24 protein-coding genes are annotated in these 24,180 nt (G+C 73.7%); 13 read left to right on the top strand and 11 right to left on the bottom strand.

All coding sequences use genetic code 11. The features are described from left to right. Nucleotides 1-24 precede the first annotated feature (24 nt). Nucleotides 25-735, bottom strand: a complete 711-nt coding sequence (locus ACXJKD_RS01270) for a TIGR03089 family protein (RefSeq protein ID WP_457252510.1) — start codon at nt 733-735, stop codon at nt 25-27. Next, nucleotides 735-1,169 carry an adenylyltransferase/cytidyltransferase family protein gene (locus tag ACXJKD_RS01265; protein ID WP_457252509.1) on the bottom strand — a complete coding sequence of 145 codons (435 nt, stop codon included), beginning with the start codon at nt 1,167-1,169 and terminating at the stop codon, nt 735-737. Before ACXJKD_RS01265 ends, ACXJKD_RS01270 begins: the two co-directional genes overlap by 1 nt. Nucleotides 1,170-1,241: 72 nt before the next feature. Here ACXJKD_RS01265 and ACXJKD_RS01260 point away from each other — a divergent pair, with 72 nt between their 5' ends. After that, nucleotides 1,242-3,356: a hypothetical protein gene (locus ACXJKD_RS01260; protein WP_457252508.1), complete on the top strand. Its 2,115-nt coding sequence runs from the start codon at nt 1,242-1,244 to the stop codon at nt 3,354-3,356. 15 nt (nt 3,357-3,371) lie between these two features. Here the strand turns inward: ACXJKD_RS01260 and ACXJKD_RS01255 are convergent, their stop codons facing one another. Then, nucleotides 3,372-3,686 (bottom strand): hypothetical protein, encoded by a 315-nt coding sequence (locus tag ACXJKD_RS01255; protein WP_457252507.1) that lies wholly within the window; start codon nt 3,684-3,686, stop codon nt 3,372-3,374. A 25-nt stretch (nt 3,687-3,711) separates the two neighbouring features. Next, nucleotides 3,712-4,503: an inositol monophosphatase family protein gene (locus ACXJKD_RS01250; protein ID WP_457252506.1), complete on the bottom strand. Its 792-nt coding sequence runs from the start codon at nt 4,501-4,503 to the stop codon at nt 3,712-3,714. 134 nt (nt 4,504-4,637) lie between these two features. On the opposite strand from ACXJKD_RS01250, the gene ACXJKD_RS01245 reads away from it, so the two are divergent. From ACXJKD_RS01245 to ACXJKD_RS01230, 4 genes are all read left to right on the top strand, one after another. After that, entirely contained in the window at nt 4,638-5,771 is a 1,134-nt protein-coding gene (locus tag ACXJKD_RS01245) for a glycosyltransferase family 2 protein (RefSeq protein WP_457252505.1), read from the top strand. A gap of 67 nt (nt 5,772-5,838) precedes the next feature. Then, the gene (locus tag ACXJKD_RS01240; RefSeq protein WP_457252504.1) at nt 5,839-7,755 is read left to right on the top strand and encodes a glycosyltransferase; all 1,917 of its coding nucleotides are present in this window, start codon (nt 5,839-5,841) and stop codon (nt 7,753-7,755) included. A 1-nt stretch (nt 7,756) separates the two neighbouring features. Further along, entirely contained in the window at nt 7,757-8,785 is a 1,029-nt protein-coding gene (locus ACXJKD_RS01235) for a lysylphosphatidylglycerol synthase domain-containing protein (RefSeq protein ID WP_457252503.1), read from the top strand. Then, the gene (locus ACXJKD_RS01230) at nt 8,782-9,585 is read left to right on the top strand and encodes a methyltransferase domain-containing protein (protein ID WP_457252502.1); all 804 of its coding nucleotides are present in this window, start codon (nt 8,782-8,784) and stop codon (nt 9,583-9,585) included. The genes ACXJKD_RS01235 and ACXJKD_RS01230 overlap by 4 nt, the downstream gene beginning before the upstream one ends. A gap of 72 nt (nt 9,586-9,657) precedes the next feature. Here ACXJKD_RS01230 and ACXJKD_RS01225 read toward each other — a convergent pair whose 3' ends face one another. Next, nucleotides 9,658-10,359 carry a DUF3105 domain-containing protein gene (locus tag ACXJKD_RS01225; RefSeq protein WP_457252501.1) on the bottom strand — a complete coding sequence of 234 codons (702 nt, stop codon included), beginning with the start codon at nt 10,357-10,359 and terminating at the stop codon, nt 9,658-9,660. A 90-nt stretch (nt 10,360-10,449) separates the two neighbouring features. Between ACXJKD_RS01225 and ACXJKD_RS01220 the strand changes: the two genes are divergently transcribed. Further along, nucleotides 10,450-11,382 (top strand): DNA-3-methyladenine glycosylase family protein, encoded by a 933-nt coding sequence (locus tag ACXJKD_RS01220; protein WP_457252500.1) that lies wholly within the window; start codon nt 10,450-10,452, stop codon nt 11,380-11,382. A 103-nt stretch (nt 11,383-11,485) separates the two neighbouring features. On the opposite strand, the gene ACXJKD_RS01215 is transcribed toward ACXJKD_RS01220, so the two are convergent. Both ACXJKD_RS01215 and cofD read right to left on the bottom strand, forming a co-directional pair. Beyond that, on the bottom strand, nt 11,486-12,541 hold the full coding sequence (locus ACXJKD_RS01215) for a coenzyme F420-0:L-glutamate ligase (RefSeq protein WP_457252499.1): 1,056 nt from the start codon (nt 12,539-12,541) through the stop codon (nt 11,486-11,488). Nucleotides 12,542-12,543: 2 nt separating this feature from the next. Continuing rightward, complete coding sequence (cofD, locus tag ACXJKD_RS01210; protein ID WP_457252498.1) at nt 12,544-13,530, bottom strand: 2-phospho-L-lactate transferase; 987 nt, start codon at nt 13,528-13,530, stop codon at nt 12,544-12,546. Nucleotides 13,531-13,843: 313 nt separating this feature from the next. Here cofD and ACXJKD_RS01205 point away from each other — a divergent pair, with 313 nt between their 5' ends. The 3 genes from ACXJKD_RS01205 (at nt 13,844) to ACXJKD_RS01195 (ending at nt 18,801) form a co-directional block, all read left to right on the top strand. Continuing rightward, entirely contained in the window at nt 13,844-14,059 is a 216-nt protein-coding gene (locus ACXJKD_RS01205) for a WhiB family transcriptional regulator (RefSeq protein ID WP_153269213.1), read from the top strand. Nucleotides 14,060-14,155: 96 nt separating this feature from the next. Continuing rightward, on the top strand, nt 14,156-17,317 hold the full coding sequence (locus ACXJKD_RS01200) for a glycosyltransferase (protein WP_457252497.1): 3,162 nt from the start codon (nt 14,156-14,158) through the stop codon (nt 17,315-17,317). Next, nucleotides 17,314-18,801 (top strand): DUF5719 family protein, encoded by a 1,488-nt coding sequence (locus tag ACXJKD_RS01195; RefSeq protein ID WP_457252496.1) that lies wholly within the window; start codon nt 17,314-17,316, stop codon nt 18,799-18,801. Before ACXJKD_RS01200 ends, ACXJKD_RS01195 begins: the two co-directional genes overlap by 4 nt. A 53-nt stretch (nt 18,802-18,854) precedes the next feature. On the opposite strand, the gene ACXJKD_RS01190 is transcribed toward ACXJKD_RS01195, so the two are convergent. Next, on the bottom strand, nt 18,855-19,301 hold the full coding sequence (locus ACXJKD_RS01190; RefSeq protein ID WP_457252495.1) for a metallopeptidase family protein: 447 nt from the start codon (nt 19,299-19,301) through the stop codon (nt 18,855-18,857). Between the two features lie 60 nt (nt 19,302-19,361). Between ACXJKD_RS01190 and ACXJKD_RS01185 the strand changes: the two genes are divergently transcribed. From ACXJKD_RS01185 to ACXJKD_RS01170, 4 genes are read left to right on the top strand one after another with little or no spacing between them, the layout of a single operon-like run. Beyond that, nucleotides 19,362-19,745, top strand: coding sequence for a DUF3499 domain-containing protein (locus ACXJKD_RS01185; protein WP_457252494.1), 384 nt, complete (start codon nt 19,362-19,364; stop codon nt 19,743-19,745). Nucleotides 19,746-19,764: 19 nt separating this feature from the next. After that, nucleotides 19,765-21,207, top strand: a complete 1,443-nt coding sequence (locus ACXJKD_RS01180; protein ID WP_457252493.1) for a phosphomannomutase/phosphoglucomutase — start codon at nt 19,765-19,767, stop codon at nt 21,205-21,207. Next, nucleotides 21,207-21,407: a Trm112 family protein gene (locus ACXJKD_RS01175; protein ID WP_457252492.1), complete on the top strand. Its 201-nt coding sequence runs from the start codon at nt 21,207-21,209 to the stop codon at nt 21,405-21,407. Before ACXJKD_RS01180 ends, ACXJKD_RS01175 begins: the two co-directional genes overlap by 1 nt. A gap of 18 nt (nt 21,408-21,425) precedes the next feature. Beyond that, nucleotides 21,426-22,622, top strand: coding sequence for an SIS domain-containing protein (locus ACXJKD_RS01170; RefSeq protein WP_457252491.1), 1,197 nt, complete (start codon nt 21,426-21,428; stop codon nt 22,620-22,622). Between the two features lie 3 nt (nt 22,623-22,625). Here the strand turns inward: ACXJKD_RS01170 and ACXJKD_RS01165 are convergent, their stop codons facing one another. Genes ACXJKD_RS01165 through ACXJKD_RS01155 form a run of 3 tightly spaced genes read right to left on the bottom strand, consistent with a single transcriptional unit; the run spans nt 22,626 to nt 24,179 of the window. Beyond that, the gene (locus tag ACXJKD_RS01165) at nt 22,626-23,318 is read right to left on the bottom strand and encodes a TetR family transcriptional regulator (protein WP_457252490.1); all 693 of its coding nucleotides are present in this window, start codon (nt 23,316-23,318) and stop codon (nt 22,626-22,628) included. After that, nucleotides 23,293-23,724: a DCC1-like thiol-disulfide oxidoreductase family protein gene (locus tag ACXJKD_RS01160; RefSeq protein ID WP_457252489.1), complete on the bottom strand. Its 432-nt coding sequence runs from the start codon at nt 23,722-23,724 to the stop codon at nt 23,293-23,295. Before ACXJKD_RS01160 ends, ACXJKD_RS01165 begins: the two co-directional genes overlap by 26 nt. Then, nucleotides 23,721-24,179, bottom strand: a complete 459-nt coding sequence (locus tag ACXJKD_RS01155) for a hypothetical protein (RefSeq protein ID WP_457252488.1) — start codon at nt 24,177-24,179, stop codon at nt 23,721-23,723. The genes ACXJKD_RS01160 and ACXJKD_RS01155 overlap by 4 nt, the downstream gene beginning before the upstream one ends. Nucleotide 24,180: the final 1 nt, after the last annotated feature.

The following is a 24,180-nucleotide window of genomic DNA, read 5'->3' as shown; positions in this document are numbered from 1 at the left end:
GCGGTGGCGCTGGGTGTTGCGGCGCTAGGCCTCGACGGTCACGCCTTCGGAGGACAGCCGAGCGGAACGGCCACCGTCGGGCTCCGGACCGCGGGACAGCACGAGCGAGCCGTCCACCGACCACGCGCCGAGGGCCGTCGACAGCACGCTCGCGAGTGAGTCGTCCGCGGTGTGCACGCGGCTGCCCTCGGCCCAATTCGCTGGTGGGACAACGGATTCGTATGCCGCGTCGGCGCCGGCGCCGGTCACGGCAAGGTCGCTGGGAGCCGGCTCCTCCCACGGGCTGAACTGGTCGGCATACGTCGCCAGCTCCTTGGCCTCGTCCATCACCCCCGCGGGGACGGGCGCCGCCGCGCCGCGGGTCAGGGCGGCGAGCGTCACGAGCACGGACGGCGTCGGGGCCGGGGTGGCCCTCGCAGGGTCATCGGTGACGACGAGGTCGGCGTCACCGTCGTCGAGGACGACCGTCGCGCCGACCGACCAGACGGCCAGCGCCCAGTAGAGCGAACGCCAGTGCGGGGGCAGCGCGAGCCGCACCCGCGACCCGGGGGCGAGGTCCCACTCCTCCTGGAGGGCGTTGGCGGCCTTGCTGACCCAGTTGGCGAGCACCTTGGCGCTCAGCTCGATGCGCTCACCGCGGGTGGCGCCGGGGGTGTCCTCGTAGAAGGTCACCCGGGGGCGGCCGGGGTCGGACCGCAGCATCGCCGCGAGGACCTCGGCGGGGGTGGCGGGCATCAGGCGGTGTTGGCGATGTGTTCGATGAGCTCGGTCGTCGACACGGACGGGGTGCGCGGGAAGTAGACGACCTCGCACAGGTCGGACACGAAGTCGAAGCGGCCCTTCCAGTCGTCGCCCATCGCCAGGACGTCGGCCCGGTGCTCCACGATGTAGTCCCGCTTGAGCTCGAGGCTCTCCTCGACGAAGACGTCGTCGACGAACTTCAGGCTGCCGATGATCTCGAGCCGCTCGTCCTGGGAGAAGACCGGGGCGCGGCCCTTCTTGGCCTCGTTGAGCGCATCGGCCGAGACGCCGACGACGAGGCGGTCGCCCAGGGAGGCCGCGCGCTTGAGGATCCGGATGTGCCCGACGTGCAGCACGTCGAAGGTCCCGAAGGTGATGACGGTGCGCGGAGTGGTCGGGTCCGCGGACTGCGTGGTGTCGTCAGGCATGGCCGTGAGGTTATCGCGAGGGTGCGCACCGGTGCGCGGCCGAGGCCCTCCCGCGCAGTAGCGTTGCCGTCTGTGAGCAGCCGCGAGTCCCGCCGCTACCCCTATGCCCCCGACCCCGGCGACCTCCCGCTGCTGAAGGGCGAGGCCTGGGGCGGCTGGCTGGTGACCCGCACGGTGGTGTGGGCCGCCCTGTGGCTCGTCCTCGGCTCGGTCGCCGCGGCGCTCCTGTCGCTCGGCGGGCTCTGGAGCCCCTGGGTCGCCGGGCCGGTGTTGCTGGTGCTGGCGGTGGTGGCCGGGTTCGGCGCGGCGCTCGTGCCCGTGCGGCCGCTCCCGGTCTGGTCGGCCGGCCTGCTGGTGCTGCTCTCCGTGGGAGCCGTCGTCTGGGCGGGCGCGACCCACTCCGAGCAGGTGCTGCCGCGGCGTGACTCCGGCTCCTACCTCCAGTCCGCGATCCAGCTGGCAGCCGGCCACTCCCGCCCGATCGCGGTGGGCCCCGACTCGGTCGGCGGACCTGACGTGCTGGCCATCGACGGCATCACGCTGGCCAGCCCGGCCTTCTACGCGACCGGCACCCCATCGCACCCGAGCATCCAGCCGCAGTTCCCGGTGGGGGCGTCGGCCTGGTACTCCGTGGCGTGGTGGGTCGCCGGTCCAGCAGGCACGGCCTGGGCGCCCGCCATCCTGTTCGGCCTCACGGTCCTGGGCGTGGGGCTGCTCGCTGCCACGGTCGTCGGCCCGCGGTGGGGACCGCTCGCCGCGCTGGGCACGGGCCTGCTCTTCCCGCTGCTCCACGTCGCCCGCTCGACCTACTCCGAGCCCGTGTCCCTCCCGGTGCTGGCCGCTGGGCTCCTGGCCCTCGTCCTGGCGGCCCGCAGCGCGGCGTTCCCGGACGTCGTGTCGGCCCGCCGTGCCGCCGTCGTGGCGGGGGTGTTGATGGGCGGCGCGATCGCCATCCGCGTCGACGCGCTGCGCGAGGTCGTCCTGGTCGTCCCGGTCGTGGTGCTGGCTGCGCTCCAACGCCAGACGCACGCCAGGGCCCTCGCCGTCTCGACCGCCCTGTCGACCGCGATCGCCTTCGGCGCCACCTGGCTGACCTCGAGCGAGTACCTCGGCAGCATCGCCGGCTCGCTCCTCCCGCTCGTCGCCATGGGCGTCGCTGCCTGCCTGCTCGGCGTCGTCCTGCTGTGGGGTTCGGCGCGCGGCTGGGCGTTGCCGACCATCGTCCAGGCGTGGCTGCCGCGGGTCCTCGCCGTGGGGTTCGTCCTCGGGGGCCTGGTGCTCGCGAGCCGCCCCCTGTGGCAGGTCGTGCGCCAGTCGGCCGCCGATCCCGGGGCACGGGTGGTGGCCGGGCTGCAGGCGCGCCAGGGGCTGACCGTCGACGGGGGCCGCACCTACGCCGAGCACACGCTGGTCTGGATGTCGTGGTGGGTCGGGCCCGCGGCCCTCGCGCTCGCCCTGGTCGCCACCGCCGCGCTGGCCCATCGCGCCGCCTCGGCCTGGGTCGACGGTCGCGCGCTGCCGGGCTGGACCGCGCCGGCGATCGTCGCGATCGGCTCCACCCTGCTCACCCTCTACCGTCCGGGCATCACGCCCGACCACCCGTGGGCCGACCGCCGGCTCGTCATCGCCCTGCCCACCGTCGTGGTCCTCACCGTGGCGTGCGCGGCGGTGGTGTCGCGGTGGTCCACCAGGCGCCTCCCGTATGCCGTGAACGTCGCCGTCAGCGTGGGGATCGCGGCCGCCCTGCTCGTGCCCACCGCGCTGGCCACCCGTCCGCACGCCGACGAGCGGGTCGAGCTGGGGGAGTGGGCGGCGGTCGACACGGTCTGCGCCGCCATGCACCCGGGCGACGTCGCCGTGATGGTGGACTCGAGGGCCGCCAACGAGTGGCCCCAGGTGCTGCGCGGCTACTGCGGCGTCAGCGCCCTCTCGACGACGTCGGCCCTGCGCAACGACCCGGCTCGGTTGGGGGCCGCCGTCCAACAGGTCCAGCGGGCCGTCGAGGCCCGGGGAGGGCGGGTGGTGCTGGTCGCCGCCGACTCGGCCGGGGGGCTGCAGCGGCTCGGGCTCAAGGGCTTCGTCGTGGGCGCGGATGCGCGGGTCCAGGAGGACGACCGGCTGCTCGAGCAGCGCCCCGACTCCTTGGTGGAGCTGCCGATCCGGGTCTACCTCGGCCGGCTCGGCTGACCCTTCGTCTCCGCCTCAGGTCTGCGCTGACCAGGTGGGGGTCCAGGTGGTGGTCCTGCCGTCGGGGCCGACCAGGGACCCTGCGGCCAGTGCCGAGCGGATGAGCTCTCGCACCTCCTGCTCGTCCTCGGGGTCGGCGTCGAAGCACACCGTGACCACCACGGCGCCACCGTCCACCTCCGGGCGGGTGACGTGCTCCCACCGGCACGGACCCTCGTGCTCCCAGTGGCCGCAGAGCGCCACCGTCACCGCGCCACCCAGTGCGGCGGGGTCGCCCGCAAGGGCGTCCACGCGGCATACCTCGGTGTGGGCCCACGTCCTCGACGTCATGGGGCGAGGGTACGGCGAGTGCTCGTCAGCTGCGCTTTGCGAAGGCGTCGGCCGCGTGGCGACGCACCGCGGCATACGTCCCGCGGTCGGCAGCCACGATGATGCCCGGCGTGAGTTCCGTTGGTGAGTATGGCGTTCCGTCGGCGAAGCCGGTGAAGCCGCCGGCCTCGGTGACCATCAGCGTGCCGGGGGAGTGGTCCCAGGGGCTGTTGCGCGCATAGAGGATGTAGTCGGCGGCACCCTCCATCAGCCGGGGGTAGTCGACGCCGCAGCAGACCCAGGACCCGACCAGGGCGGGCATCGACCCCAGCGAGTGCCCGCGCAACGGCCAGATCGACGTGACACCCCGTGGGGGGACCCCGTCGGCGACCGGCTCCCGGACGATGCGCTCGCTGTTGCGGTAGACGCCGGCGCCCTTCTCGGCGACCCACGCGACCTCGTGCTCGGGCTGCCAGATCCACGCCCGGACGGTCTCGCCGCGGACGACCTCGCTCACCATGACGGCGTGGTCGGGGGAGCCGTGGACGAAGTTCTTGGTGCCGTCGACCGGGTCGACCGTGAACGCGTGCTCGGCCTCGACGAAGCGGTCGAGGGTGGTCGGGTCGACTGAGGTCAGCTCCTCGCCGAGGACGAACGCACCGGGGAAGGCTGCCGACAGCTCGCGCGTGAGGATCGCCTCCGACTCCTGGTCGGCGATCGTGACGAGGTCACCCGGGTTCTTCTCCATCACCTCGCCGTCGGCCAGCGAACGGAACCGCGGCGTGATGACCTCGGCGGCGACGGACTTCATCAGCTCAAGCACCTGTTGGGTGTCCACGACCCCACCGTTCCACACCCGAGCCGACGGTCGTCACCCGGTCCGCTGCTGGGACCTGGACCTCCGTCCCCGAACTACGGGGCTCGGCGAGGGTGGGCACGGGGGAGTGGGGCGACGGGTAGGCTCCTCGCGAGATGAGCGAGCACCCCAGCACCGGCCCAGCCGCCCCCGTCACGGAGCGCATTCCCGTCGACCCCGCACAGGTGTCGAACCCCGCGACCGAGGTGATCGGCACCGGCGGACCAGCAAGCAGCGCACCGGCCACCCCGGCCACAGCGGCCACCCCGGCAGCGCAGGCGCCGATGCACCCGGCCGACGCGGCATACCTCCCGGCGGTCGCACCCACCGCGGCCCCGCTGCCGGGCGAACCGGGCCACGGCAAGCCGTACGTCACGATCGTCCTGCCCTGCTTCAACGAGGGTCAGCACGTGCTCAAGGAGATCGACCGGATCACCGCGGCGATGAACTCCAGCGAGTTCACCTACGAGGTGCTCTGCATCGACGACGCGTCGACCGACAACACCCTCGAGGTGCTCGAGCAGGCGAGCCGCGACTACGCCAACATCCGGGTGATGCCGTTCCGCCGCAACGGGGGCAGTGGCACCGCGCGCCGCATCGGCACCCAGCAGGCGCACGGCGAGATCGTCGTCTGGACCGACGCCGACATGACCTACGAGAACGAGCGGATCCCCGAGCTGGTCCGGATCCTGCGCGACGACCCGAGCTACGACCAGGTTGTCGGCGCACGCACCACCGAGGAGGGCACCCACAAGTGGGCGCGCGTCCCGGCGAAGTGGCTGATCCGCAAGATCGCGGAGAAGCTCACCAACCAGACCATCCCCGACCTCAACTCGGGCCTGCGGGCGTTCCGGCGCGAGGTCTCGTTGCCCTACCTGCGGCTCCTGCCCCCCGGCTTCAGCTGCGTCACGACGATCACGCTGGCGTTCCTGTCCAACCAGCACGACGTCAAGTACGTCCCGACGAGCTACGCCAAGCGCGCCGGGGTGAGCAAGTTCCACTTCGTCCGCGACGCCTACCGCTACATCCTCCAGGTGCTGCGCATGGTGATGTACTTCGACCCGCTCAAGGTGCTCATGCCGCCGGCCCTGTGGCTGATCGTCATCGGCGTGCTCAAGGCCGTGGTCGACATGGTGCGCCACCCGTTCTACTTCCCGGCGAGCACGGTGCTCCTCATCGTCAGCGGCATCATGATCGGCTCGCTGGCGTTGCTGTCCGACCTCGTCGTGCGTTCGCGGACCGGCGTGTGAGCACGACCCGGTATGCCGGGTGGCCGGCTCGCGTGGCGACGCGCGGTCGGCGGTCCGGGGGCGTCCGATGAGCCCCAGCGCGGCCCTCAAGGTGGCGGTCGTCGGCCCCACCCACCCCTACAAGGGTGGCGTGGCCGCGCACACCACGAGCCTCGCGCACGAGCTGGCCGAGGCCGGCCACGACGTGACGCTGGTGTCGTGGTCACACCTCTACCCCTCGAAGCTCTACCCGGGTGAGCAGGCCGTGCCCGGTGGGACCCCTGACGTGGAGCCGTTCCCGCGCACCGTGCGGGCGCTGAGCTGGGCCCGACCCGACACGTGGGTGCGCACCGGGCGCCGGCTGCGCGGCTTCGACGTCGTCGTGGTCGTCCACGTCATCCCCGCCGTCGTGCCCGCCCACCTCGCGCTGCTGCGCGCGGCCGGAGTGGGCCGCCGGTCGGTCCAGCGCACGACCCGACACCCGGGCCCGCGCACGGTGGTGATCGCCCACAACGTCCTGCCGCACGAGACGCACCCGGGTGACCGTGAGCTCATGCGGCAGTTCCTCGAACGGGTGGACGCCGTCCTCGTGCACAGCGACGAGCAGGCCCGGCTCGCCTACGAGCTGGGGGCGCCGCGCGTCTCCGTGACCGACCTGCCACCACACCTGCCGGGTGGCGCACCGGTGGACCGCGTCGAGCACGATGGACCACCGCGGCTGCTCGCCATCGGCATGGTCCGCGACTACAAGGGCGTCGACCTCCTCATGGAGGCGCTCGCCGACGTGCCCGGCCCGACACTGACCGTGGCCGGCGAGATGTGGGGCTCCAGCGGCGAGCGCGTCAAGGAGCTGGCCCAGGACCCTCGGCTGCGCGACCGGGTCGAGGTGCACGGCGGCTACGTACCCGCCGACCGGCTGGCGCCGTTGTTCGCCGCTCACGACGTCCTCACCCTGACCTATCGCAGCGCGACCGCCTCCCAGAACGCCCTGCTCGGCCAGCAGCACGGGCTGCCGGTCCTCGCCTCCGACGTCGGCACCTTCGGCGGACAGGTCCGCGACGGCGTCGACGGCCTCCTCGTGCCGCCGGGCGACAAGGCGGCGCTGGTGGCCGCCCTGCAGCGGCTGGCCCAACCGGGCGTCGCCGACCAGCTCCGGGCCCAGGTGCGCCCGCCCGACCTGTCGGGGCCCTGGGCTCGCTACGTCGGGACGATCGAGGCGCTCGCGGCCGTGGAGACGGCCACCGAGCCGGACGACGACGACGTGGCCGAGGGCCCTACCGGCGCAGCCGCCGTCGCGGGTCACCTGCGGCACCGGATCTCCAGCACGGTCCGCGCCGTGGTCGCCGCGTCCCGGCCGGAGGTCGAGCTCTCCCGTGCGGACCTGCCCGACTGGGTGCGCGCCTCCGACGTCCTCGCCGACGGCCACGACGCAGACGACGCGAAGGCCCTCGCGCGGAGCCTCGGGCTGCCGCGGTGCGGCGACGGGATCGCCGCCTGGGCGGCCCTCGGTGCCCTCGCCGCGATCGTCAGGGTCCGCGACGACGGCCGCCGCAGCGCCGTGATCGTCGACGAGTCGGGGAGCCGGTCGCCGCTGTCCCGGTGGGCGCGAGCGATCGGGTTCGCGCCGGTCGAGCTCGAGCTCACCGGCCACCGGTCGAGCGTCGAGGTGCTCGACGTCGACACCGCCTCGCTCGACGTCATCGTGCGGCTGCACCCCGGCGGCTGCGACGCCGACGACATCGACGAGGCGATGAGCCAGGCCTCCTGGGCGCTGAAGTCCGGCGGCCTGCTCTGCGTCACGCTCCCGATCGGCCACCCCGGGGCCGAGGGCGCCCTCGGGCCGGCGGACGTGCGCGCCGTGCTGGCCCGCTCCCACGACTTCGGGTTCGTGCTCGTCGGCGACCTCGACGGCGACATCACCGGGCGGATGCGGTCGGCTTCCGACACGTCCACCCGCACCGACGCGGCATACGGGCTGCTCCGGCTCACCCTGCGGAGGCGCTGACATGGCCCCGGGCCCCACCACCACGCCCACCACGAACCGCGCTCGCCTGTTCAGCGGGCTGCGGATCCTGTTGGCCCTGTTGGTCGTCACGGCGGTGACCGTCGCGGTGGCCAAGAACTGGCGCGAGGTGTCCGCCGACATCGGGCGCATCGACGCCGGGACGTTCGCACTGGCCGCGGTGCTCGTCTGCCTGCCCCCGGTCTTCACCGTGCTGGGGTGGCGGGTCCTCATGGCCGACCTCGGGTCGCCCCTGCACGTCGCGCCGGCCGGCGGCATCTTCTTCGTCGGCCAGCTGGGCAAGTACGTGCCCGGAGCGGTCTGGAGCATCGTCGCGCAGGCCGAGATCGGCGCCCGGCTGCACATCCCGCGCAAGCGCTCGGCGGTGGTCGCGTTCGTCTCGGTGGCGATGGCGGCCATCTGCGGGCTGATCGTGGGCGCGCCCGCCCTGCCCCTGCTCATCACCCGTGACGACTCGGCGGCGCGCACCGGCTGGGCACTGCTCCTCGCGGTGCCGCTGCTGGCCGTCGTGCTCTGGCCGCCGCTGCTCAACTGGGGGATCGCCACCGTCCTGCGGGTGCTCCGCCGAGAGCAGCTCGAGCACCGGCTCTCCGGGCGGGCCGTCCTCACCGCGACCCTCTTCTTCATCGGCGCGTGGATCTCCTCCGGCCTGCACGTCCTCGTCCTGGCCCGGGCGATCGGCGCCGACACGGGCACGGGTCAGCTGGTGCTCGCGAGCCTGTCCGGCTTCGCGCTCGCGTCGTCGATCGCGATGTTCAGCGTGGTCCTGCCAGCCGGCGTCGGGGTCCGCGAGGGCGTCCTCGTGCTGATCCTCGCCCCGGTGACCTCCACCTCCGCCGCCACCGCCGTCGTCGTCATCTCGCGCTTCCTCACCGTGGCCGCCGACGTCGTGTTCGCCTTCGGCGGCTGGCTCTACGCGCGCTCACACCACCTGGTCACCTCTCCTGAGGAGCGCGAGCACGACCACATCGAGGTCGACCCCGACGTGACTGCCGAGGAGTCCCGCTCGTGACGTCCGACGGGTCCGCCCGCGAGGAGCAGCTCGCCTACTCCGAGCTGATGGGCGCGATGCTCGACGAGCGCAAGCGGCGGCAGAAGGCCCAGAAGATCCTGGCCGTCGTGCGGCACGCGCTCGGGCGGGACGACCTGGCTGGCCTGCGCGCCCTCGACGTGGGCTGCTCGGCCGGCTTCATCGCCGACGAGCTGGCCCTGGCCGGTGCGCGCACGACCGGCGTCGACATCGACGAGCCCGGGCTGGTCGCGGCGCGGGAGCGGTTCGGGGAACGCGTGGAGTTCAGCCTGGCCCGGGGCGAGGCGCTGCCGTTCGAGGACGGGTCGATGGACGTCGTCGTCTTCAACCACATCTACGAGCACGTGGTCGACCCCGAGTCGGTCGTCGCCGACATCCACCGCGTGCTGAGCCCCACCGGCGTGCTCTACCTCGGCATCGGCCACCGCCACCAGGTCGTCGAGCCGCACTACAAGCTGCCGTTCCTCTCCTGGCTGCCGCAGGGTGCCGCGGACCGCTACCTGCGGCTGACCGGCCGCGGCGAGCACTACTACGAGCACTACTACTCCCGGGCCGGGCTGCGCCGGCTCTTCGGCGCCTTCGACGTCTGGGACTACACGCTGCCGGTGCTCGCGGACAGCGCGGCCTTCGCCGGCACCGACCAGATCCCGGCCTGGGTGTCCCGCGTCCCCGGCCGCGTCCTCGAGGCGGCTGCACCGATGGCCCCGACGTACATCTGGGCGGCCTTCAAGGATGCCGCCCCCGCGGGCCCCGCGCTCCGCGTCAGCCCCGTCCACCTCTGACACGGGTATGCCGCCCGCTCAGGCGAGCGGGCGGCATACCTCGTGGCGTGGTCGGGTCCGAAGACCCGGGGGTCAGGCGGCGCCCGGCTCCTGGGTGTCGTCCTTCGGGTACTTCTTCACGAAGTCGATGATGACCTGTCCGGAGAGGTCGCCGCAGAGCTGGCGGTGACCGGCGTCCTTGGCCCAGTGCGAGAGCGCGTAGGGCTTGTCGGCCGGGAAGGCGCCACGGCTGGGGTCCCACTCGACGACCTTGAACTTGCCGCTGGTCTCGGCGACCTTGTTGGCCTGGTCGGCGACGTCCTTGAGCAGCGTGGTGTCCTTCACCTTGGTGCCGTCGTACCAGAGGATCGTGTAGCCGTGCTCGAGGTTGTGGACCAGCGTCTCGAGGACCGGGCGGTCGGTGGCGGTGTAGAAGTCACGGCCGCTGACGTCGGGGCTGACGAAGTGGGCGCCGTTGCTCGGCGGGATCGTCGAGTACTGCACCGAGGTCTGGTCGGGCTTCTGCGTGCCCGGCCCGACGTGCTCGCCCGAACCGGTCGCGGCGTCGGTGGTGACGGGGTCGCACTTGGCGGCCGCCACGGAGACACCGAGGGCCGGCAGCTGCTTGCCCTTCGCGTCGTTGATCGCGTAGAGCACGACCCCCGTGAGACCGGCCAGCAGCACGAGACAACCGACGACGATGCCGGCGACGACCTTGCGCTCCTTGGCTTTCTGCTGGTTCTGGATCTCGGCCAGTCGGGCCTTGCGGTCCTGGCTCGCGCGCTTGTTTGCCACAGGTTCCTCGGGGTCGTTCGGGGGCGGGTCGCGCAGAGTCTACGTGGCCCGCCTGCGGACTCTGTCACCCCAACGCGCAACACTGGCGTCATGTCCCCGACCGCCGAGACCACCCGTGTGTGGCGTCCCGGCAGGGCCACTGCGGTGGGGCTGGTGATCTCGGCGTTCCGTCGCGGGGGAGGCGATCCGACCTTCCAGTCCGACCGGGGCGACGGCTGGTGGCTCGGGCTGCCGACCCCCACCGGGGCGGCAACGCTGCGGCTCGTCCAGCGTCGCGACGCCGGTGAAGTCGTGGCGACCGCCTGGGGTGATGGAGCGCAGTGGGCCCTCGACCAGGTGCCGGCGCTGCTCGGCGACGGAGACGACGACAGTGACTTCGTGGCGCACCATCCGCAGGTCGCCACGGCGTGGAAGCGGTATGCCGCGTGGCACGTGCCGCGGTCCGGCCTGGTCATGCACGCGCTGGTCCCGGGGGTGATCGAGCAGAAGGTCACCGGCAAGGAGGCGTTCGGTGGATACCGGGCGCTGGTCCACCGGTTCGGCTCGCGCGCCCCTGGCCCCGGTGAGCAGCGTCGGCTGTGGGTCGCCCCGACGGCGCAGGAGTGGGCGGCCATCCCGTCCTGGGACTGGCTGGCGGCGTCGGTGGACGGCGCGCGGTCAGGGACGGTGATGAGGGCGGCCGCGGTGGCGGGCCGGCTGGAGGAGTGCGCCACCCTGCCCCTCGACGCGGCCCACCGACGGCTGCGGTCGGTGCCGGGCATCGGCGTCTGGACGGCGGCCGAGGTCGCCCAACGCGCGCTGGGTGACCCCGACTCCGTGAGCTTCGGCGACTACCACGTGGCCAAGAACCTCACCTGGGCGCTGTTGGGCGAGGCCCGCGACGACGACGTCCTCGCCGAGCTGCTCGAGCCCTACCGGGGCCACCGCTACCGCGTGCAGCACCTGCTCGAGCTGTCCGGGGCGGCTCGTCCGCGGCGGGGTCCCCGGATGGCCCCGAGGACCCACCTCCCGACGCGCCGCTGACGAAGTCCGCCCGCAGGTGTTGGGTTCCGGTGGTCACCAGGCCGCCGTGACCCGCGTTCGGTGACGAACAGGTCGCCACAGGGCGCGGTGCGACGGGGTGGCCTCAGCGGTCGGTGACCGTCACGCGGACCCGGGCCTCGCCGTCCGGGCCGAGGAAGTCCGCACCGTCGAGGGCGGAGTCGATGCCCTCGCCCCACAGCGCGACCTGAAGACGGGCGGCCACCACACCCACCTGGAACGGCGTTTTTGCCGAGAGCTCGACGAAGGCCTCCCCGCTGGTGTCGGCACCGCTGCCGAACGGGAGGTGGGCGGCTGCGACCGAGCACGCTCGCTCGACGCGCACGGCGAGGGGTTCCGGTGCGACAGAAGCGATTCCGAGCTGTGCGGCGCCCGAGCTGCCGGGCTCGAGGCCGAGGGCGGCCCGGACGGCCTCGGCGCGGCCGTAGTCGAACCAGTCGTCGCGTCCTGCGCGGATGAGCGCGCGGGCGCCGCGGCCGCGGTCGGCCAGGACCCACTCGGTGCCGCGGACCACGGCGGCGGGGATCGCGTCGGCCTTGCCCTTGACCAGGTCTGCGGCAGCCGCGAGCTCGTCGCCGACCGCGCGGGCGGTGACCGACAGCGGCCGACCGTCGGCGTCGACACCGCCGCGCAGGTCGTCGACGACGTCGATGCCTGCGGCACCCAGCGCGAAGTCGGTCTGCCCGAACCGCCACGGTCGCCCAGCGGTGTCGCTCAGCACCACACCCAGGCGCCTGAGGCCGGTCGCGGCCAGCAGCGCCACCCGCAGGTGCTCCGCCTCCGCATCGGGGTCGGCCGGCAGGAGCAGCACGGCATCTCGCCCGCCGGTGTTGGAGGCGTCCACCCCGGCCGCGGCCAGGATCGGACCGGCCGTCGACCGGACGATCTGTGTCACCTTGTCGCCGCTCAGGCGCTCGGCCACCACACGGACTGTCTGGCTGACGACGGCCGCGCTCTTGATCGTCGAATCTGCCCACAGGCCAAGGGATTTCGAGACGATCTTGCTCGAGACCACGAGCACGTCGCCATCCACCAGGGTCAGGCCCGCCGCTGCGGCGGCGTCGAGCAGCAGGACGACCAGCTCGTCGCCGGGTCGCACCTCGGGCATGCCCGTCAGTGGCACGATCGAGAGCGTCGGCACGGTCAGGCGCCCTTGGTCTGGGTGGTCAGCTCGAGCGCCAGGTCGAGGGCGGCACCCGCGATCTCGGCTGCCGCGTCCGTGTCGGTCATCAGCAGCGGTCGGCCGCGCACCGCCGCCCGGGGCAGTCGCACCGACGACTCGTCCTCGGGGGAGACGAGCCACCCGTCGAGGAAGTCCTCGTAGAGTCCCGCGACGGCGGCGGTCGTGGAGTCCACGCCGATCGCCCGCAGGCACGCGTCGGCGTGGCCACGCACCGGCATACCTCCGATGAGTGGTGACACGCCGACCACCGGAGCAGCGGTGCCGCGCAAGGCATCTCGCACGCCCGGAACCCCGAGGATGATCCCGATGGACACGACCGGGTTGCTCGGCGGCAGGAGCACCACGTCGGCGCCACGGATCGCGTCGAGGACGCCGGGAGCGGGGGTGGCGCGGTCCATGCCGACGGCCTGGAAGCGCTGTGCCGGGATCGACGCCTGGTGGCGGACCCACCACTCCTGGAAGTGGATCGCCCGCTGTCCCTGCTCGTCCTCGACGACCACGTGGGTCTCGACGGGCGAGTCGCTCATGGGCAGCAGCGTGATGCGCTGGTCGGGCAGCCCCCACCGGGCCGCGAGACGGGCGGTCACCTCGGACAGGGACACGCCCTGGCCCAGCCACTGCGAGCGCACGACGTGGGTGCCGAAGTCGAGGTCGCCGAGGGCGAACCACTGGGGCACGGCACCGTAGGCCGCGAGCTCCCCGAGCACCCGGTGGCTCTCGTCGGCGCGCCCCCAGCCCTGGCCCTCGTGGATGCCGCCGCCGAGGGTGTAGATCAACGTGTCGAGGTCGGGACAGACCCGCAGTCCGAAGAGGGTGATGTCGTCACCGGTGTTGCCGATGATGGTGAGCTCGGTGCCTGCGAGGTCGGGGGAGCGGTCGAGGTGGGTGCGGAGGCCACGCAGGAAGCGGGCACCTCCGACGCCGCCGGCCAGTGCCGTGATGCGCATGTCCCGCAGTCTTGCAGCCCCGCCCTGCGAGGCGACCGGTGGCTCCCGCAGGATGGACGCCCGTGGCCGCCGGACCTACGCCGGGCACGTGCACCGCACTTCTACCGCACCTCTAGCGTCCGGGGAAGAGGCGTTATCAAGGTTCGTCCGATCGGGCAAATATCAGACTTCCGCTTGACGAACCACGTATGACACGCGTGTAATTCCATTGTTGTGATCGCGCTTGATCACACACATGGCGGCGCACCGGGTCGAGGAGGAAGCCGTGCAAGAGCTTCAGTTGGTCACCTTTGAAGGTGGCGAAGAGGTACAGATGTCGTGGCAGGAGCGGTCGCTCTGCGCCCAGACGGACCCCGAGGCGTTCTTCCCTGAGAAGGGCGGGTCGACGCGGGAGGCCAAGAAGGTCTGCGTCGGGTGCGAGGTCCGGGCCGAGTGCCTGGAGTACGCCCTGGCCCACGACGAGCGGTTCGGCATCTGGGGCGGGCTGTCCGAGCGTGAGCGCCGCAAGCTCAAGAAGCGTGCGGTCTAGTCGCCGGCGCGGCGACTCCCTCGTGACCAGCGCATGACGCTTGCCCCGCCCCATGATGTGACGGACCCCGCAGGACCTCCTGCGGCGGTCGCGACCGTGACGGCGGTTCTGGTGCTCCGGGGCCCCGCCTCGGCGCTCCCGGAGACCCTCGACTCCCTCGCGCGCCAGACGCGCAGCCCCGAACGCCTCGTGGTGGTCGACCCCGGGGTGGACGGCAACGCCGTCGAGACCGTGCGGGCCCACGATGGCGTCGCGGACTCCATCCCCTCGATCAGCTTCGTCACCGTCCCCGGCGCCGCCTCCCTCGCGTATGCCGTGCGCTCGGCCCTCGCCCAGGACGCTCTCGCCCAGGACGCCCCCGCGCAGGATCACGCGTCCCGTGGTGACGAGCGCGACCCGGCCACCCACGTGTGGGTGCTGACCTCCGACAGCGCCGCCGCGCCCATGACCCTGGCCCGCCTGCTCGACGCGGTGCGTCGCAGCCCGTCGGTCGGGGCGGCCGGTCCCAAGCTGCTCGACTGGACCCGCGCCGGCGCGCTGCGCTCCGTGGGCCTCCAGCTGACCCGCAGCGGACGACTCATCCCGTCCCCGGCCGCCGGTGAGCCCGACCAGGGTCAGTACGACCGCCGCACCGACGTCCTCGCCATCCCCGCGACCGGCATGCTCGTCGAGCGGGACCTGTTCGAGCAGCTGGGTGGTCCGGAGCGCAGGTTCGGCGACTTCGGTGCCGACATCGACTTCTCGTGGCGGGCCCAGCAGTCCGGCCGTCGGGTGGTCGTGGTGCCCCGCGCCACTCTGCGGACGGGGGCCGAGGCGGCCCCGGACGACGTCGTGCCGCGCGACTCGGCGACCCGCCTGCGTCGACAGGCGCGCCGCGTGGCGCTGTCGCGCTGCGCCTGGTGGACGCTGCCGTTCCTGACCGCGTGGATCGTCCTCTCGAGCACGCTCGCGGCCGTCGCCCTCCTGCTCGCGAAGCGCCCGCGCGCCGCCTGGGCGGAGTTCTCCGACATCGGTGCCGTGCTCACGCCCGGCCGCGTGCTGGGCGCCCGCTGGCGGTCGCGCGGCACGCGCCAGGTGCGTCGCCGCGACCTGCAGGGACTGTTCGTCCCGTCGCGCACCGTCCTGCGCCACACCACTGACCTCATCCGTGACGGAGTGGCCCTCGAGCCGGGCCAGGTCGACTCCGCCCGCGCCTCCGCGATCGAGTCGGGTCCCGTCGCCGACGAGGCGCAGGACCTCAACGTGCTCGGTGCCACCTGGGCATCCCGCGCCGCCCGCAACCCCGGCCTCCTCGTGGTCCTCGCGGTGACGGTGGTGTCGGTGCTGGCGACCAGGCGGCTCGGTGGCAGTTTCGGCGACCGCCTCGACAACGGACTCACCGGCGGCGAGACCGTCGGGGTCCGGGCCGGTGCGGGCACGCTCTGGCACACCTGGCTCGACGGCTGGCACGGCGCGGGCCTCGGGTCCGGCGCCGAGCAGGGGCCCCACCTCGTGGTACTGGCCGGGCTCTCGTGGCTGGCCGCCCACCTCCCCCTCCTCAGCGCTCCCGCCTCGCCCGCCGGTGCGGTCGTCACCGTGCTCGTGACGTTCGCGCTCCCGCTGGCCGCGCTCACCGCATACCTCGGCGCCCGGGTCGTGACCCACTCGCGCCTGCCCCGTGCCCTCGCGGCCCTGGCGTGGTCCACGACTGCGGTGCTGGCCACCGCGGTCGGCTCCGGCCGGCTCGGAGCCGTCGTCGCCGCGGTCGTGCTGCCGCTCGTCGCGGCGGGCGTGGCGCTGGCCGGTCGCCGGACCGGCACGGCCACCGCCACGGCGGCCACCGTCCTCGCGGCCGCCGTCCTCGGGGCGTTCGCTCCCGCCCTCCTGGCCCTGGTGGTCGTCGCCGGCGTCGCGGTGGTCGTCGCCGGGCACGGCTGGGCCCGCGTGCGGGGCCTGGCGATCGTGCTCGGTCCTGTGCTGCTGCTCGGACCCTGGGTGGCCACGCTGGTCGCGCGCCCGGCGCTGGTGTTCACCGGTCCCGGCCTCTCCGTCTGGGGCACCGGTCAGGCGCAGCCCTGGCAGATCGCGCTGCTCCACCCGGGTGGAGCCGGCTCCTACCCCGTCCTGCTGTCGGCACCGCTCGTCCTCGCGGGGCTGCTCGGCCTGCTCAGGGCGGGTCGCCGTGGTCCGGCCGCGAGCGTCCTTGCCGTCGTCGCCATCATCGGGCTCGGCTATGCCGTCCTCGCTCCCCGGATCACCCTCGGGGTCGTCCCGCAGGGACTTCCGGAGGCAGGCCGGCCGATCACCGCCTGGGCCGGCACCGGCCTGCTGGTGTGCGCCCTTGCCCTCGTCGCGGCTGCCCTGCTGGGGGCCGAAGGCCTCGCGGTGAGTCGGTCCCGCGGGGGCTGGGAGGCGCTGGCCCGATGGCCCGTCGCCGCAGCCCTGATCGCCTCTGTGCTGCTCAGCGGTGCCTGGCTGACCTGGCGCACGGTGGGCAGCGAGCTGCGCGCCTGGCAGGACCCGCGGCCCGCGGTGGCTGTCGACCAGGCCGAGAGCGGCATCGGCAACCGCATGCTCCTGCTCGCCCCGGAAGGGGAGGGGCTGACCTACCAGCTGCTCGGCCGCGAGGTCAGCGACGTGGCGCGCTCGTTGCCGACCCCCGCCGCCGATCGCGCCCCACGCGCCGACAGCGCGGCCCTGGCGACCTCGGTCGGTGCGCTCTTCGAGCAGGGCGCTGCCCCCGGGGCGCTCACCCCGGCGGCAGACCTGTCCGACCAGGCCGTGGGTTTCGTCGGCCTGCGCACCGAGGCCACCGACCCGCGGATCCGCGCGCTCGACGCGACGGCCGGGCTCAGCCGCCTGGGCGAACACGACGGCGTGACCTTCTGGCGCGTGCTCCCCGGAGGCGGTGGCACGGCCGACGACGCGGTCGCACCGTCGCGGGTCCGACTGGTCACCAAGACCTCCGAGCAGGCCCTGCCGGTGAGTGGCTCACACGCCCGTGTCGAGGTGAAGTCCGTGGTGCCGCAAGGCGCTTCGCTCGTCCTCGCCGAGCCCGACTCCTGGGTGCGCCACGCCAGGGTGACCGTCGACGGCCGGATCCTCGCGCCCAGCGGCGACGGCGCGGCATACCCACTGCCCGCCGGTCCGGCGACGATCTCCGTGGAGGTGCTCCCCACCAGCGCCACCTGGCGCTCCGCGCAGGGCATCCTCCTGCTGCTGGTCGTCTTCCTCGCCGTGCCGTTCGGCAACCGCTCCTCGAGGAGGAGGCGCCCGTGAACGTGTCAGCCAGCGGACTGGTCCGCACGTCCCTCGTGGCCCTCGCGGGTGTGGGCATCGTCGTCGCCGCCACGCACGGCCAGGGTGCGCTGGCCGTCGGGTCCGACGTCGGCGCCGACCAGGCCAGCAGCGCAGTCACGAGCCCGGTGCGCAGCTCCTCGCTCGTGTGCCCCGGCCCCGAGCTCAAGGGGATCCAGGGCGTCGACGACGCCGACGTGCCGGTGCGGGTCGCCGCGGCCGCGGCGCCGCCTCGTGCCCTCACCGGCAGCCAACCCGCCACGGCCGCAGGCACGCTCAGCGTCGCCCGTATGCCGAGTGGTGCCCTCGGCGCCCCCGTCACCGCTCGTGGGGCCAACCTCTCGGCCGACCAGGCCACGGCCGCTGGCGTGCTCGTGTCCGGGACCGAGTCGATGGCGGCCGGAGTGGCGGCGGTCCAGAGCTGGCTGGTGCCCTCGGGCGACCTGCGCTCCCTCGGAGGGGCGCCGTGCAGCCAGCCGGGTGCCGAGTTCTGGATCCTCGCCGGTGGAGGCGACCCCGGTCGCCAGGAGCGGCTCGTGCTCACCAACCCGGGTGGCAACCCGGTCACCGTGGACGCGACGCTGCACGGGGCCGACGGGCCGGTCTCCTCTCCCAACGGCAAGGACCTCGTCGTGCCGGCCCACGGTCGCACCTCCTTCCTGCTCGACTCGATCTCGGGTGACCTCGCCAACCCCGTCGTGCACGTCGTCGCCCAAGGTGGCGTCGTCGGCGCCGTCGTCAACGACACCTGGCTGGACGGGACGAGGGCGGGAGGGTCGGACGACGCGGTGCCGGCCGCCATGCCCTCGCGCGACCAGGTCATCCCGGCGGTCGCCGTGACCGGCAGGTCGGTGCTGCGCGTCGCGGTGCCCGGCGGCTCAGAGGCCGTGGTCCAGGCGAGGGTGCTCACCGCCCAGGGCGCCCGGGCCCTGCCGGGGGGAGGCGTCATCCGCATCAACGGCGGCGCCGTGCGCGACATCGACCTCTCGACGCTCCCGCCCTCCACCGTGGGGATCCAGGTCCGGGCCGACGTGCCCGTCGTGGCCGCCGCGATGGTGACCCGTGCCGACCCCGCCAAGCCCGGCGACCTGGCCTGGGCCTCGTCGACCCCACCGATCACGGGGGTGGCCGGGATGCCGCTCGTCGCTCCCGGCGCGGCCACCGGTGTCCAGCGCCTGCTGTCGCTGACGTCGTCGGGTGACACCGCCGGGGTGGAGGTGGTGACCGTCGACGCCCACGGGGTCGAGACCTCGCGCAGGCCGCAGGTCGGCGTCGACGCCACCTCGTCGATCGACGTCACCGGTGCCGCCTCCGTGTGGGTGCACCGCGTGTCCGGCAACGGTCAGCTGCGAGCCGGCGTCATCTCCCTGCTGGAGGACGACCAAGGGCAGCTCATCTCGGTCACGCCGCTCAGGGACACCGTCCTGCGGACGACCTCGGTCGGCCTGCGCGAAGTCACCCAGTAGCGGTCCGTCCGGGCAGTCCCGGCAGTCCCGGCAGGGTGTTCAGGGCAGGGCGGTCAGGCGCCGTCGTCGTAGCGCGGGTCGAGGTCGCCCGGAGGCAGGTTGAACAGTCCGGCCACCTGCTCGACCACGACGTCCTGCACGATCGCGGTGAGGTCCCGCTGGCTCTCGGCGCGGGCCTCGATCGGCCTGCGGTAGATGACGATCCGGGCAGGCTGCCGTCCGTGGGCGGGAAAGGCCCGGCCGAGCGGGGCGCCCTCGCGCTCCCACGGCGCAGGGTCGGTGGGCGGGACGTCCTCCACCGCGAACTCCAGCTGCTCGAAGCGCGGCCCGAGCCGACCTTCGAGGCGGGCCGCGCTGTCCAGCACGAGGTCGTCGAACTGCTGGCGCCGCGTGGTCATGGCCGGCACGGACGGCCACGCCAGCGGACCGCGCACGCCACGGCCGCGGCGGTCCCGCCGACCGGGCCCGGAGGAGCGCTGGGGAGAGCCGGCCGAAGTCACTCCCGCAGCCTACGGCGTGCCGACCCGGCGGCCCCGCCGTGCTGGCATAGAGTCCGCGACGTGAGTCTGTCCAGGAGGTGCTCCCGCACCGCGTGCTCCAAGCCCGCCATCGCGACGCTCACCTACGTCTACGGCGACCAGACCGCGGTGGTCGGCCCGCTCGCGACCTTCGCCGAACCGCACAGCTACGACCTGTGCGCCACCCACGCCGAGGGCCTGACCGCCCCGCGGGGCTGGGAGATCGTGCGCCTGTCGGGCGAGTACGTCGAGCCCGAGCCGTCGCACGACGACCTCCTGGCCCTGGCGAACGCCGTGCGCGAGGCTGGCCGTCCCCGGCTCGGCGAGGCCGCCGTGCAGGCGCGCCGCCAGCCCGCCGACGAGGATGCGTCGGGCGCGATCGAGACCGGTCGCCGAGGACACCTGCGCGTGCTGCGCGACTCCTGAGACCGCTAGGGTTTCGGGCGTGCCGAAACCCGTGCTGTCCGACTTCGTCAAGGCCTATGACGTCCGTGGCCTGGTCCCCGACCAGCTCAACGTGGACGTGGCCTGGGCGCTCGGAGCTGCGTTCGCGCAGACCGTCATCGCCCCTGAGGGCGCGTCGGGCGTGGTGATCGGCCACGACATGCGCCCATCGTCACCGGAGCTCTCGCGCGCCTTCGCGGCAGGTGTCACGGCCCAGGGCCTCGACGCCACCCTGATCGGGCTGTGCAGCACCGACGGCCTCTACTACGCCAGTGGCGCCCTCGACCTCCCCGGCGCGATGTTCACGGCGTCGCACAACCCGGCCCAGTACAACGGCATCAAGCTCTGCCGCGCGGGCGCCCGTCCCGTCGGCCAGGACTCCGGCCTGGCCGACGTCAGCGCCTTGGCCCAGCAGCTCCTCGACACCGGCACCAGCGCCGGACCCGTCGACGGTCCGGTGGGCGAGGTGGTCGAGCGCGACCTGCTCACCGACTACGCGGTGTTCCTGCGGGGCCTCGTGGACCTCTCCGCCGGACGCCCGCTCAAGGTCGTCGTCGACGCCGGGAACGGCATGGGCGGCCACACGGTGCCGGCGGTCCTCGGCACGGCCGCAGGCCTGCCCGAGCTCCCGCTCGAGGTCGTGCCGCTCTACTTCGAGCTGGACGGCACCTTCCCCAACCACGAGGCCAACCCGCTCGAGCCCGAGAACCTGCGCGACCTGCAGGCTGCGGTCGTCGAGCACGGCGCCGACCTCGGGCTCGCCTTCGACGGCGACGCTGACCGCTGCTTCGTCATCGACGAGCGCGGCGAGCCGGTCAGCCCGAGTGCCGTGACCGCGCTGGTGGCCACCCGCGAGGTCGCCAAGCGGGTCGCTGCGGGCACCGCCGCGGCCGACGTCGCCGTGGTCTACAACGTCATCTCGTCGGCAGCGGTCCCCGAGATCATCGCCGAGCAGGGTGCGCGCGGCGTCCGCACTCGCGTGGGGCACTCGTTCATCAAGGCCGAGATGGCCCGTGAGGACGCCGTCTTCGGCGGCGAGCACAGCGCGCACTACTACTTCCGCGACTTCTGGTTCGCCGACACCGGCATGCTCGCCGCGATGCACGTCCTCGCCGCCCTCGGCGAGCAGGCCGAGCCGCTCAGCCGGCTCACCGCGGCATACAGCCGGTATGCCGCGTCCGGCGAGATCAACTCGACCGTCACCGACGCGCCGGCCGCGACCGCGCGGGTGCGGGAGTGGGCGGCCGACCGGGGTGCGGAGTTCGACGAGCTCGACGGGCTGACGGCGACCCACGCGGCGACGCAGGACTCCCCGATGTGGTGGCTCAACCTGCGCGCCTCCAACACCGAACCGCTGCTGCGACTCAACGTCGAGGCTGCCGACCGAGACACGATGAGCCAGGTGCGAGACGATGTGCTCGCACTGGTGAGAGGAGAACGCTGATGTCGCAAGGACAGGACGTCCGGATCGAGCCGTGGCTGCGGGAGATCCTGAGGTGCCCGGCCTGCCGGTCCGAGCTCACCGACGCCACCGTGGAGGGCAAGCCCGAGCTGCACTGCACCAACGCCGAGTGCGGACTGCAGTACCGCATCGACGACGGCGTGCCGGTGCTGCTGGTCGACGAAGCCCGCAAGCCGGTCTGACGGACTGCCGGCGCGACGATGGCCTCCTTCTTCGACGAGTCGCGCGTCGACAGTGACGAAGCGCTGACGGCCCTCGACTCGCACCAGACGCTGCGGGCCCTCGCCACGTCCGGTGCCCAGGTCCGCGAGGCCGTCTCCCTGTCCGCAGAGGCGGGGATCGAACGGGTCGGAGGGGGTGAGCGGCCGCGCTCGGTGCTCGTCGCGTCGCTGGGCGGGTCCGCCGTCGTGTGCGACGTCCTCGAGCTCCTGGCCGAGCCGGGGTCGCCGGTGCCGGTGAGCGTGCGGAGGAACGTGCCGCTCCCCGGCTGGGTGGGCCCCCTCGACCTCGTCATCGCGGTGTCCCTGTCGGGCCGCGCTCCGGGTCCGCTCGCGCTGGCCGCCGAGGCCGCCCGCAGGGGCGCCTCGCTGCTGACCGTCGGCGCCGTGGACTCGCCGCTGGCCGACGTGGCCGCACAGGCCAGGGGCGTGCACATCGGCATCGGCCGTGGCCGGACGACGTCCCGGACCGCCCTGTGGTCCCTGCTCGCACCGGTGCTGCTCGGGGCCGGCCACCTGGGCATCGTCGACGTCGATGCCCGCGTGCTCACCCAGACCGCCGACCGCCTCGACGAGCTGGCCGAGACCTGCCGGCCGTCGTCGGAGTCGTTCGTCAACCCGGCGAAGGTCCTCGCCGCCGACCTCGCCGAAGGGGTGCCGGTCGTCCTCGGCGACGGCCCCCTCAACGGGGTCGCCGCGGGCCGCGCCACGTCGATGCTGGCCCGGACCGCCCGCGTGCCGGCCACCTCGGGCGAGCTGCCCGACGACGCGGCCCAGGTCGTGGCGTGCTTCGACGGACCGTTCACGGCGGCCTACTCCGGTGGGGCACCGGCACTGGCGACGGGTCAGGACCGCGGCGACGACATCTTCGCCGACCCGTTCCTCGACGGTCCGGCAGCCCCCCGCCTGTCGCTGCTCATGCTCCGCGACGTCCTGCCCGACCCGCTGACCCGTGCGGCCGACGAGGCGCGGATCCTGGCCGAGGCCGTGACGACCGCTGCCCGCGAGGCGGGCGTGCGGGTCAGCGAGGTGACCGCCGAGCCGGGGCACCCCCTGACCCGGCTCGCCGGCCAGATCGCCACGACCGACTTCGCCGCGACCTACCTCGCGCTCGGGCTGGGGCTCGACCCGGCGGTCTCACCCCACGTGGCCGACCTGCGCGGGCGCACCGGCGGCTGAACGTCAGGGACGGAGCGAGCGGATCAGCTCTACCGCGTCGCCCACGACGCCCCGCATGCCGGGCAGGCGGCTCAGCCGCACCAGCTTGTCGACCAGGGGGACGACCTGGCGCACGAGGGCCCGCGTGCGCGTCTGGCCGGCGCTCGAGTCGTGCACCCAGAACAGCACGACCCCCATCTGGAGCAGCCACAGCAGCTCGGGCAGCTCGGCCCGGATCGGTGCCGGCACCTTGAGGTCCGACCCGTCGACCACTCTCCGGAACAGGTCGATGCTGGCCTCGCGGGCGCCCCGCGACTCGCTGCTGAACGGCGACAGGGGACTGGTGGGCTCGGCGGCGACCTTGAAGAACTTGCCCGCGAACCCGTGGAACGGCTCGGCGACGTCGACCCACGTCGTCAGCACGCCGCGCAGGCGGTCGGCGAACTTCTCGGTGCGCTCGAGCGAGTCGTGCGCCGCGGCCGCGTGCTCGACCTGGATCTGGTCGTAGAAGGCCTGGACCAGGTGCTCCTTCGATGCGAAGTAGTAGTAGGCGTTGCCGATGCTGACGCCGGCCCGGTCGGCGACGGCGCGCATGGTGGTCTTGTCGTAGCCACGCTCGAGGAAGAGCTCCTGGGCGGCCGCCGCGATCGCGGCCCGGGTCTGCTCGCCGCGGTCGGACCGGTTGGCTGGGTCAGACCGGTTGGCAGAGTCCGTCACAGTCGTCAGCGTAGCCACCCCCTCCGGAGGGGGTGGGCACGCCCAACTCAGCTGCGTGCGTCGTGGTGAGGGAGGCGCGCAGCCCTGCGGCGGCATACGCCATCGCCCTGGCGACGGGCAGGCCGAGGGGGGTGGACAACCGGAGGGCGAGGTCGCGGTGCTCGACGGTGGCCCACAGGCAGGTGACCCACGCGCTGGCGCCGGTCCACACCGCGCCGGTGTCGGCCACGACGGTGATCTCGCGGAGGGTGGCGGCGTGGTCGAGGCGGGGGAGCAGCTCACGGGCGGCGGCGGAGCCGGCAGGGACCGCGGTGACCGGCACGAGGTGCGGCTGCCCGACGAGCCAGGACCGGAACCGCGAGCACATCGGGCAGCCGGCGTCGTAGAGGACGACCAGCTGGTTCACGGCCCGGCCTCGACGCCGTGGGCGTGGTCGCCCCGGGTGCGGCGGCCCCGGGTGCGGCGGTCCCGGGTGCGGTCTGGGGTGCGGTCGGCGAGGACGGCAACCCCCAGGCCAGCCACGGCGGGGGCCACGAACACCCCGACGCTGAGGAGGCTGAGGACGGTCAGGACGCCCAGCAGCGCCACGACCACCAAGGCGGCCACCTGGGCCCCTCGCCCGCCCGGCCCGAGCAGCAAGGCCCCGACGACCAAGCAGGCGGCCAGCGGGATGCCAGCCACGACCACCCCCCACCAGCCGTTCTCCCCGACGAGGGTGGCCGAGGTCGAGGTGGTGCTGACCGCGCCGGTCGAGTCCGTGCCGCCCGTCTCCCCGGCGTAGACCGGCACGGTGAGGGCTGCCACGACGAGCGCGAGGCTCCAGAGGGTGGCGCCGGCGAGCGCGATCCGGGCCGTCGGCACG

It is taken from the genome of Pedococcus sp. P5_B7 (assembly GCF_054049895.1).
This window is presented reverse-complemented; position numbering and strand designations above follow the sequence as displayed.